The organism is Klebsiella sp. CB_Kp196, assembly GCF_040061575.1.
GTDB lineage: Bacteria > Pseudomonadota > Gammaproteobacteria > Enterobacterales > Enterobacteriaceae > Klebsiella > Klebsiella michiganensis.
In genome coordinates this window covers 1-9,397 of sequence record NZ_JBEAFH010000016.1, presented here as the reverse complement: position 1 = coordinate 9,397, position 9,397 = coordinate 1, and the positions used below count along the sequence as shown (strand labels likewise).

Below are 9,397 nucleotides of genomic sequence, written 5' to 3'. Positions count from 1 at the left end.
AGTAGGGAACTGCCAGGCATCAAACAAGTGAAGAGCCCATCCTGACGGATGGGCTCTTTGCGTTTTTGTCGTCTGAACCGACCGGACATCGGTTTACCCATAAAACCCAACTCCGCGGTCATTTCTGCCTTTTACTCCCTGCTTTCATCCACATCTTCATAATAATAACCTGCCGGTTTTATGCGGGCTCTCTGTATAAATATACAGAAGATTCCACTAGCCACACTTCAGTCTTATGTACCAGGCTTATAACGTGTATCAGCCAGCCCGTGAGAAAATAATGGCCATTAAGCCTTTTAATTACCAGCAAGACTTTTCCAGCATCGATTTTCGCCAGCATCCGGAGTTTTATCAGGTAGGAAGAGGTGAACAGGGCGTGTTGTTGGTTGAACCCTATAAAAGCGAAATTCTTCCCTACTGGCGCTATAAAGATGAAGCATCGGCGATTGAATCTGCGAGGAAAATTTATCAGCTCTTCGAGTTCTATCGACAGCAGAATGATTTTGTCGGTATGGATATGGCGCGCAAATTTATTCAGATGGGCTACACCCGGGCAAGGCGTTATGCCAATTACAAAGGCGGTAAAAAATACGCGAAGGAGGGGCACCTGAATTCGCGAGGTAATGATCCTGTTAAGGCGGCAGCTGCGGCAGTTTTCAAACAATGGTGGGATAAGCTTCGTCAGGATGAAGATTATCTCCAGCGAAAAAAGAAACATCAGGCTCATTGGGGATAATTTTCAGCATCGATCTTCCCGCCCCACATAAATTTGTGCCGCAATATCGCCTGTATAAAAACCTGTTCTGGCCCGCTATTCACCATATTTCACTTTGCTAATCCTGAAGAATCTCCTTTTAATCGCGAAAACCTGCAGTACGAAAAAAAATGTGAATGGCATCACAAACTAAAAAATAACAATTATATAACATTTAATTTACTAATCGATTTGTCTGATTGAGCGGGGTCACCCGACGCGGCAGATTGCAGTCTTTGCTGGAGCAGAATTACAATGACAGAAAGCAGTATTAGCGAACGCGGATCCCAGGATCAGGGTGATACCCGGCGCCGTATATGGGCAATTGTGGGGGCGTCATCAGGGAATTTGGTGGAATGGTTTGATTTCTACGTCTATTCATTTTGCTCACTCTACTTTGCGCACATCTTCTTTCCTTCTGGCAACACCACTACGCAATTGTTACAAACTGCAGGGGTATTTGCGGCGGGTTTTCTGATGCGTCCGATCGGGGGATGGATATTCGGGCGCATTGCCGATCGTCGTGGACGTAAAACCTCTATGCTTATCTCCGTATGCATGATGTGTTTTGGTTCACTGGTGATTGCCTGCCTGCCGGGTTATGCAACGATAGGGACCTGGGCCCCGGCTCTGCTGCTACTTGCACGCCTGTTCCAGGGCCTGTCCGTTGGCGGAGAATACGGTACCAGCGCGACCTATATGAGCGAAGTCGCGGTGGAAGGAAAGAAAGGTTTCTATGCCTCATTTCAATACGTCACGCTGATTGGTGGGCAACTTCTGGCCGTGCTTGTTGTGGTTGCCTTGCAGCAGATCCTCAGCGATGAAGAGCTTCATGCCTGGGGATGGCGTATCCCGTTTGCTCTTGGCGCAGTCCTGGCTATTGTTGCCCTGTGGCTGAGACGACAGCTGGACGAAACGTCTAAACAGGAAACGCGCGCGTTAAAAGAAGCGGGATCGTTTAAAGGATTATGGCGTAACCGTAAGGCATTTATCATGGTGCTCGGATTCACTGCCGCAGGGTCGTTAAGCTTTTATACCTTTACAACCTATATGCAGAAATATCTGGTCAACACCGCAGGCATGAGTGCGGGTACCGCCAGCATGATTATGACCGCTGCCTTATTTGTTTATATGCTTGTTCAGCCGCTTTTCGGCGCGCTTTCGGATAAGATTGGCCGCCGGACCTCAATGCTCTGTTTTGGCGTACTCGTCACCGTCTTCACTGTCCCGATTCTCAATGCATTACAGAACGTGAGTTCACCGTATGCGGCATTTGCTTTAGTGATATGCGCCCTGTTGATAGTAAGCTTCTATACCTCAATCAGCGGCATTCTGAAGGCCGAAATGTTTCCGGCTCAGGTTCGTGCCCTGGGGGTTGGACTCTCTTATGCGGTGGCCAATGCGCTATTTGGCGGCTCGGCAGAGTATGTCGCGCTGTCGCTAAAATCAGCGGGAATTGAGCACGCCTTTTACTGGTACGTGACCGTCATGGGCGCGATTGCCTTCCTGGTCTCCCTGACGCTGCATCGTAAAGGCAAGGGGCTACGTTTGTAGCATTACTGATGTGCCAGCTGCCATACCGCATAGCCGGTAGTGGCACCTGCCACATCCCAGGCAAAATCTTTCCAGCTCCAGCCGCTCCCTGACGGGCGGCTGTCCCATAGCTCCTTCGATGCCCCTAAGCTCACGGAAAACATAAAGCCTATAGCGGCACTCCGGTCGCGGCTATAGCCCTGATGCTGGGCATATTCGTTGCCTGCGGCGGAAAGCATGGCTGAGGCGAGGAAGTGTTGGGCTTTATCCTGGCCGCTCCAGGAATCATTAGCCATATGGCTGCAGCCAGTCAGTAATAATAGTGGGGCAATAAGCATGATGACGCGCATACTAATTCCAGAAAAAGCCCCGCAGGGCGGGGCGTGAATTCAGAGAATACGGCTGATAAGGCGGTCGATTCGGATACGTCGCAGACGCCTGATCAGTTTGCGTACCTTTATCGGGTAATCGGCAATACTTTGCAAATCGCGATAGTGCTGAACGATCGTAGTATGTTTGCGGATGAGATTGAGCTCTTTTTCACGCATTGCGCCGAGCTGGTGTTTTGGATCGTGGATAAGTATCGCGTTTTCCAAATCCAGCCGCCATGCGCGCGGGTTCAGGTTATTGCCGGTCAGCAGCATCCATTCGTCATCAACCCACATGCCTTTCAGGTGGTAGCTGTTATCGTCGTCCTTCCATAAACGGACAATCAGCTGATCGGTATTGACATAATACTGCAGTCGGCTCAGGAAGCGTCGCAGATTGATTTCGTAAAGATAGGGCAGCGCGCCGATAATTTTAAACGGCTGATCTTCCGGAATATAGAAATCATTAGCGGTTTTATCACCAACGATAATTTCGACTTTCTTCCCGCTACGCAGCAGCTGGATGATATTACGTACCAGCAGAGCGGGCAGGTTGAAATAGGGGGTGCAGATAGTCAGCTTATGCTCAGCGCAGGGCATCAGATGAAAAATGGTTTTATTCAGCAGACTCGTCTTCCCGAGGCCCACTAACGGAGTGACCGACAGCTGGTCATCGTCAGCATTGCCGATAAAATGATAGCTGCTATCGCGGAGCTCCTGGCGATACTGGCGGATGTCATTTTTGATTTCCGGACTTTTTGGCCGATCGGCCCTGTCAAGGCGGTTAACGCCACGCCCTTGCACCAGGTTATTCTCAACCCAGTCGAACATCACATCAGCCATTTTACCATTGCGAATACACTGGTAGCGGTCGTAGCGATACTTATCGTGTTGATGCAGGTAAACATCATTCAGACTGGCGCCGCTGTAGAGAACGCTGTCATCAATGATAAAACCTTTGAAGTGGAGGACGCCGAGCGCTTCCCGGGTATTGACCGGAACGCCATAAACCGGGATATCGACACCGGGATTTTCCTGCGCCATGCGGCAGTACCAGTCGGCATTGGTGTTTGACGCCGCTACGCCAATACGCCCGCGCTGGGCGCGATGCCAGTCGACCAACACCTGAACATCTAATTCGGGACGCTGACGCTTAGCGTCATAGAGCGCCTGCAAAATTCCTTTGCCGCCATCATCCTGTTCCAGATAAAGCGCAATGATACAAATACGCTGGGTGGCTTGAGCTATCCTGGCCAGTAACGCTTGCCGAAAATCTGCCGGAGCGTAAAAGAACTCGATATCATCAACTGACTGAGAAAGCTTAGGGAGTTGGGCAAGGTGTTGTTGATGTTTATTGCGTTTAAATTTTGACAACATCACAGTGCGTTTCTTCTCTGTTTATTGAAGGGTCTTCTGTACCATGCAGACGACGTAAGCGGGCAATAATACCATTACTACCCGTTAAAGTAGTCAACAATTGCGGCCAGCCGTTTGTAATTGCTCAGGTACAAGCTGTAGAGACAAACTGACAATTCCATCTTCAAGCTGAATATCAACCGAGAATCCTAGCTTTCTGGCGAGTCCGATCATGCCTTTATTATTCGGCATGGTAATGCCATTCAAACGCTGCAGGCCGTGGTTTTGCGTGTAGGCAATCAGCTTTTCCAGGAGCTTGCGGCCTAACCCCATACCCTTCAGGTCGGAGCGCACCAGTACAGCAAACTCGGCATCGATATTATCCGGATCGGAGATCGCTCGCGTTACGCCGAGGATCTCGTTCCCCTCGGCGGTGGTGCGCACAGCAACAAAGGCCATTTCTCGATCGTAGTCGATCTGCGTCATATTGGCTAAATCATCATGAGTAAATTCGTTGATTTCGCTGAAGTAACGATAATACAGATCTTCTTTCGTGACCTGAGCGATAAAGGCCATAAGCTGCGGCTCATCTTCCGGGAGTATGGGACGGAAAAGACAGCGTTCGCCATTCTTCATCACCACCCACTCCTCCTGCTGCTGAGGATAAGGGCGTATGGCCAGGCGACTTTCACTATCGCCGGTAAACGGTGCGAGAGTTAACGTGACATCAAGCGCGGTAAACTCGTGGCCGGAAGCCAGAAGAGGGTGAATATCCAGGCGCTGTATTTCCGGACAGTCGACGATCAAATTCGATACCTGTACCAGAAGCTGGCTCAGGCCAGGAATATCGAGAGGGCGCAGCGCGCTGCGGCCGCGCACTTTTTTACTTTTGATGGCCTGGATAACCAGATAGCGCGCAAGGTTCATATTCAGCGGCGGGAGCGCGACGGCGGCCTGATCCTCAGCCCGCCATTCGACGCCGCCTTCCCCCAGCATGATCAGCGGCCCAAAAACCGGATCGTGCTCAACGACAACCCGCAGCTCCTGTGCCCCGGCGCGATTAGCCATGCTTTGCACCAGCAGCCCGTGAATACGCGCCTGAGGCCAGGTCATTTTGACGCGATCGATAATCGCGTCCGCGGCCTGCTGTACCTCGGTAGCCGTGCGCAGATAAAGCATAACCCCCTGAACTTCCGACTTGTGCGGAATATCAGGCGAGCGCAGCTTCAGAGCGACGGGGTAGCCAATCTGCTCGGCAATATGTACAGCCTCGGCGCTATCAGCGGCAATCCACGTCGGCAGGGTATGAATACCGTAAGCGTGCAGAACGGGGCTCACTTCATGGGTATCCAGCGACGTTGCGCCTTCATTCATTGCCCGTTGCAGCAGGTTGTGCGCTTCGGCAGCGTTAGTGGTTAACGAATCTGACAGGACCGGGGTTTCCCTGAGCTGTTTCTGGTTACGCCGGTACTCCACCATGTGCATAAAAGCGGTAATGGTTCCTTCAGGCGTTCGATAGGTCGGCAGCCCCGCATCGCTAAACAGGCGCCGGGCTTCTTGTGAAGAGAACTCACCGCACCAGTTGGTAAGAACCGTAACGTATTTGCCGCGCGGGTGGCGCTTCAGGGCGTCAATCAGCGCCAGCGCGCTCTCTGTTCCCGGTGCGGCAGCGCTGGGAGAGTGGATCACCAGCAGCGCATCGTAGTCATGGCTATCCAGCAGTACGTTCAACGCTTTGAGGTAATGCTCGCTGCTGGCGTCATCGCGGAGATCCAGCGGGTTGGCAATATCGATGGTTTCAGGTAATGCCTGACGGAGAGCGCTGCTGGTCTCTTCGCTGAGCGCGGCGAGTTTGCCGTTACGCAGCCAGAGCTCATCCAGCGCCAGCGCAGCCGGAGCGGCGCCGTTGCTGATTATCATCAGTTTCTCGCCGCGCAGCGGGCGCATGTGGCTGAGGGTTTCGACCGCTGAGAACAGCTCGTGCGTGTCCTGTACGCGCAATAAACCTGCGCGCTGAATAGCGGCGTCCCAGGCCGGATCCATGCCAGAGTTGACGTGCAGAAGCTTCTGCGCAGCCGGACTGCGTCCGCTTTTAATCACCAGGATCGGCTTATTACGCGATGCGCTACGGGCCGCTGAGACAAAACGACGGGCATCGCTGAGGTGTTCGAGATAAAGCAAAATGGCGCTGGTTTTACTATCGCGAGCGAGGAAATCAAGCAGGTCATCAACGTCGATGTCCAGACTATCCCCCAGCGCAATAAAGTAAGAAAAACCCATCTCGCGCTGCTGGGCCCAGTCGAGGATGGTATTGGAGACCGCCGCCGATTGCGAAATAAACGCCAGTTTGCCGCGATGAATAGGCACCGGCGAAAAGCTGGCGTTGAGGCCCTGCCACGGCGCAAGCAGGCCAAGGCTGTTAGGGCCGAGCAGACGCATCTGGTAGCGGGAGGCGCATTCAAGCAGCGCGGGATACTGTTCGGGGATGGAGGAGAGAATGATGCAGGTTTTGCACCCTTTTTGCCCCAGCGCTTCCAGCAGCTCAAGATTTCGGCGGGCGTTAGTACAAAGCACGGCGAGATCGGGCGTGAAGGGCAGACTGTCGACGTCAGGCCAGGCCAGTACGCCCTGAACCGCTTTCCACGCTGGCGTTACGGGGAGAACGGGGCCGCTAAATCCGCCCGCCAGCAGGTTGCGCATCATCAGATAACCGGCGCGCTGTGGTTTCATTGATGCGCCAATAACGGCGATCGACTTTGGCCGCAGCAATGCTTCCAGGCCTCGTTGGCTCATACCGGTCTCCTTTGATCCCCAGTGACCGAATGATTTTAAACGTTTTCTGTCAGTTGTGCTGTGATACTGCCCTTATGCTGAGTTTTTCCTGCCAGGTAGCGCGTTCTGAATACGCTGAAGTGCTCGCCAAGGGCCGTGGCTGCGTTTTTATCTCCCGCGAGATCCAGCAGCGCAATCGCGACTTCGGCAGTACAGTATTGGCCTTCTGCGTGAGCTTCCCGCAGGTGATAAGCGGAGATACGCGACAGATCGACGGAAATCATCGGCAGCGCGTCAAGCCAGGGGCTTTTACGGAACATTTTTCGCGCTTCGGGCCAGGTGCCGTCGAGCATAATAAACAGCGGTGGTTTACCCGGGGGCGGTGAATCAAGTACCTGACGCTCCGGGCCAGCATAAGAGGCAGGAAAAACCACCATCGGCTGATATTGCGCGTCGGCGACGAGATCGAGAAGCGCCTGCGGCGGTTCGGTTCGTGACCACTGAAAGGCCTCCGTATCCGGCAGTATATCGGCAATCAGGCGACCGGTATTGCTGGGCTTCATTGGCTCGGTATCGAACATCACCAGGCAAAAACGGCTGGCGGCGGCAGCCGGCTTGAGGGTGGCGCAAAGGCACTGCTTCAACGGCAGCAAGCAACGCTGGCAGCGGTGGATACGGTTGCCGCGAGCAAGAAAAGGCCGGGTAGCGCGCGCGAGGCGTTCGGCGCGAAGGCGAAGGACGGCGTTATCAGTCATGGGGATCGCTAAGAAAAAACGCCATTGTCGCAGAGGAGAAAACGGGGCACAAGCGGTGCCCCTTGAGGTTTACTGCTGGCCTGCTTCGTTTAGCCAGCTATCGAAAGGTGCTTTAGGTACGGCACCATTGAGCATGTCGATAACTTCGCCATTTTTAAACATCATAATGGTCGGGATGCTGCGAATGCGGAAGCGAGCGCTCAGTTCACGCTCCATCTCGGTATTCACTTTCACGAAACGCATTTCGCCGCTGCGTTCTTCAGCCACATCTTCAAAGATTGGCGCAAAGTTACGGCAGGGGCCACACCACGGCGCCCAGAAATCAACAACCACGGGCAGATCGTCCTTCAGCAGTTTATCCAGCGTTGCCCCGGTCGCGTTGATCACATCGCCATCAAAAAGATCGTGACCGCAGCGCCCGCATTTCGCGCCATCGGCGCTACGATCGTCGGGGATGCGGTTCAGAGCCTGACAACTGGCACAAACGGTATTCATAACTAACCTCTGGTTATGGGTTGCAGCGCGGCACGTGGCCGATTTGTTTCTGTAATGTTACATATTATCGATGCACTGCGAATAAAGGACAATGAGTTTTATTCAATGAATACGATAGACTCAGGCTTTTAAATGAAATAATGGCTAAGTGATGGCACATCGGGTAATCTGCGCGCTTCGCGCAGCGCAGGTGGAGAAAATGAATGAGCGACGACGAACTGAAAAATAAAAGCGGCAAGGTCAAAGTGATGTATGTCCGCAGTGATGATGATTCTGACCGACGTACCCATAACCCGCGTACCGGGAAGGGCGGGGGACGTCCAGGAAAGTCTCGTGTTGACGGTCGTAACCGCCCTGCGCGCGATGAAAAAGAGAGCCGCGGTGGCGATCGTAAACGTGACGATCGCAAGCGTGAAGGCTTTGGCGGCGAGGGCTCCTCTCCGTGGCGTACCGTATCCCGCGCGCCGGGCGATGAGGCGCCGGTAAAAGCGGATCACGGCGGGATCAGCGGAAAAAGCTTTATCGATCCTGAAGTGCTGCGCCGCCAGCGCGCGGAAGAAACCCGCGTTTATGGTGAAAACGCCTGCCAGGCGCTCTTCCAGAGCCGTCCGGACGCCATCGTTCGCGCCTGGTTTATCCAGAGCGTGACCCCGCGCTTCAAAGAAGCTCTGCGCTGGATGGCGGCGAATCGTAAAGCCTATCACGTGGTCGATGAAGCAGAGCTGGCGAAAGCGTCCGGCACTGAACACCACGGCGGGGTTTGCTTCCTGATTAAAAAGCGCCACGGCACTTCCGTTGAGCAGTGGGTGGCTAAAGCCGACGCTGAAGATTGTGTTCTGGCGCTGGAAGATGTCGGCAACCCGCACAACCTCGGCGCGATTATGCGCAGCTGCGCGCACTTTGGCGTCAAAGGCGTGATTGTGCAGGATGCCGGCGTTATGGAGTCCGGCGCCGCGATTCGTACTGCGGAAGGCGGCGCGGAGCACGTTGAGCCGATTACGGGCGACAGCTTCATCGATACGCTCGAGCGCTTCCGTAAAGCGGGCTACGCGATTGTTTCTACTTCCAGCCATAACGGGACTCCGCTGTTCAAAGCCGAGCTGCCGAAGAAAATGGTGCTGGTGTTAGGGCAGGAGAGTGACGGTCTTTCTGACGCCGCTATCTCCAGCGCCGATCTGAACATCGCGATTGAAGGCACCGGCAACGTTGAAAGCCTGAACGTGTCCGTAGCAACCGGCGTGCTGCTGGCTGAATGGTGGCGGCAGAACAAGGCGTAACACCTTGTCTCAGAGTCAAAATGCCAGCGTAATGCTGTAATGCCGATCAGTTAAGGATCGGTTGATCGATCCAGTGGCTGTGTAAGA

General features: G+C 53.8%; 8 protein-coding genes. 3 read left to right on the top strand and 5 right to left on the bottom strand.

The features are described 5' to 3' along the window. Positions 1–280 precede the first annotated feature (280 nt). Together ABLU87_RS04605 and ABLU87_RS04600 are read left to right on the top strand one after the other, a co-directional pair. Complete coding sequence (locus tag ABLU87_RS04605; RefSeq protein ID WP_014230413.1) at positions 281–736, top strand: DUF4385 domain-containing protein; 456 nt, start codon at positions 281–283, stop codon at positions 734–736. Between the two features lie 273 nt (positions 737–1,009). Then, the gene (locus tag ABLU87_RS04600; protein ID WP_004853296.1) at positions 1,010–2,308 is read left to right on the top strand and encodes an MFS transporter; all 1,299 of its coding nucleotides are present in this window, start codon (positions 1,010–1,012) and stop codon (positions 2,306–2,308) included. A gap of 2 nt (positions 2,309–2,310) precedes the next feature. Here ABLU87_RS04600 and ABLU87_RS04595 read toward each other — a convergent pair whose 3' ends face one another. The 5 genes from ABLU87_RS04595 to trxC all read right to left on the bottom strand — a co-directional run bounded on the left by ABLU87_RS04595 (position 2,311) and on the right by trxC (position 8,033). Next, complete coding sequence (locus ABLU87_RS04595; RefSeq protein ID WP_014839230.1) at positions 2,311–2,637, bottom strand: YfiM family lipoprotein; 327 nt, start codon at positions 2,635–2,637, stop codon at positions 2,311–2,313. A gap of 39 nt (positions 2,638–2,676) precedes the next feature. Beyond that, positions 2,677–4,032 (bottom strand): CDP-diacylglycerol--serine O-phosphatidyltransferase, encoded by a 1,356-nt coding sequence (gene pssA, locus ABLU87_RS04590; RefSeq protein WP_014230410.1) that lies wholly within the window; start codon positions 4,030–4,032, stop codon positions 2,677–2,679. Between the two features lie 93 nt (positions 4,033–4,125). Beyond that, on the bottom strand, positions 4,126–6,804 hold the full coding sequence (pat, locus tag ABLU87_RS04585; protein WP_049078884.1) for a protein lysine acetyltransferase: 2,679 nt from the start codon (positions 6,802–6,804) through the stop codon (positions 4,126–4,128). Between the two features lie 35 nt (positions 6,805–6,839). Then, positions 6,840–7,538: a tRNA-uridine aminocarboxypropyltransferase gene (locus ABLU87_RS04580; protein ID WP_048260570.1), complete on the bottom strand. Its 699-nt coding sequence runs from the start codon at positions 7,536–7,538 to the stop codon at positions 6,840–6,842. Between the two features lie 69 nt (positions 7,539–7,607). Continuing rightward, a complete protein-coding gene (trxC, locus tag ABLU87_RS04575; protein ID WP_004104599.1) occupies positions 7,608–8,033 on the bottom strand; it encodes a thioredoxin TrxC in 426 nt (141 codons plus the stop codon). A 203-nt stretch (positions 8,034–8,236) separates the two neighbouring features. Between trxC and ABLU87_RS04570 the strand changes: the two genes are divergently transcribed. Beyond that, positions 8,237–9,310, top strand: coding sequence for a tRNA/rRNA methyltransferase (locus ABLU87_RS04570; protein WP_004123719.1), 1,074 nt, complete (start codon positions 8,237–8,239; stop codon positions 9,308–9,310). Positions 9,311–9,397: the final 87 nt, after the last annotated feature.

Bases quoted from the DNA above. Each gene is read 5' to 3' on its own strand.
- ABLU87_RS04605 (WP_014230413.1), top strand. From the start codon at position 281: ATGGCCATTAAGCCTTTTAATTACCAGCAAGACTTTTCCAGCATCGAT.
- ABLU87_RS04600 (WP_004853296.1), top strand. From the start codon at position 1,010: ATGACAGAAAGCAGTATTAGCGAACGCGGATCCCAGGATCAGGGTGAT.
- ABLU87_RS04595 (WP_014839230.1), bottom strand. From the start codon at position 2,637: ATGCGCGTCATCATGCTTATTGCCCCACTATTATTACTGACTGGCTGC.
- pssA (WP_014230410.1), bottom strand. From the start codon at position 4,032: ATGTTGTCAAAATTTAAACGCAATAAACATCAACAACACCTTGCCCAA.
- pat (WP_049078884.1), bottom strand. From the start codon at position 6,804: ATGAGCCAACGAGGCCTGGAAGCATTGCTGCGGCCAAAGTCGATCGCC.
- ABLU87_RS04580 (WP_048260570.1), bottom strand. From the start codon at position 7,538: ATGACTGATAACGCCGTCCTTCGCCTTCGCGCCGAACGCCTCGCGCGC.
- trxC (WP_004104599.1), bottom strand. From the start codon at position 8,033: ATGAATACCGTTTGTGCCAGTTGTCAGGCTCTGAACCGCATCCCCGAC.
- ABLU87_RS04570 (WP_004123719.1), top strand. From the start codon at position 8,237: ATGAGCGACGACGAACTGAAAAATAAAAGCGGCAAGGTCAAAGTGATG.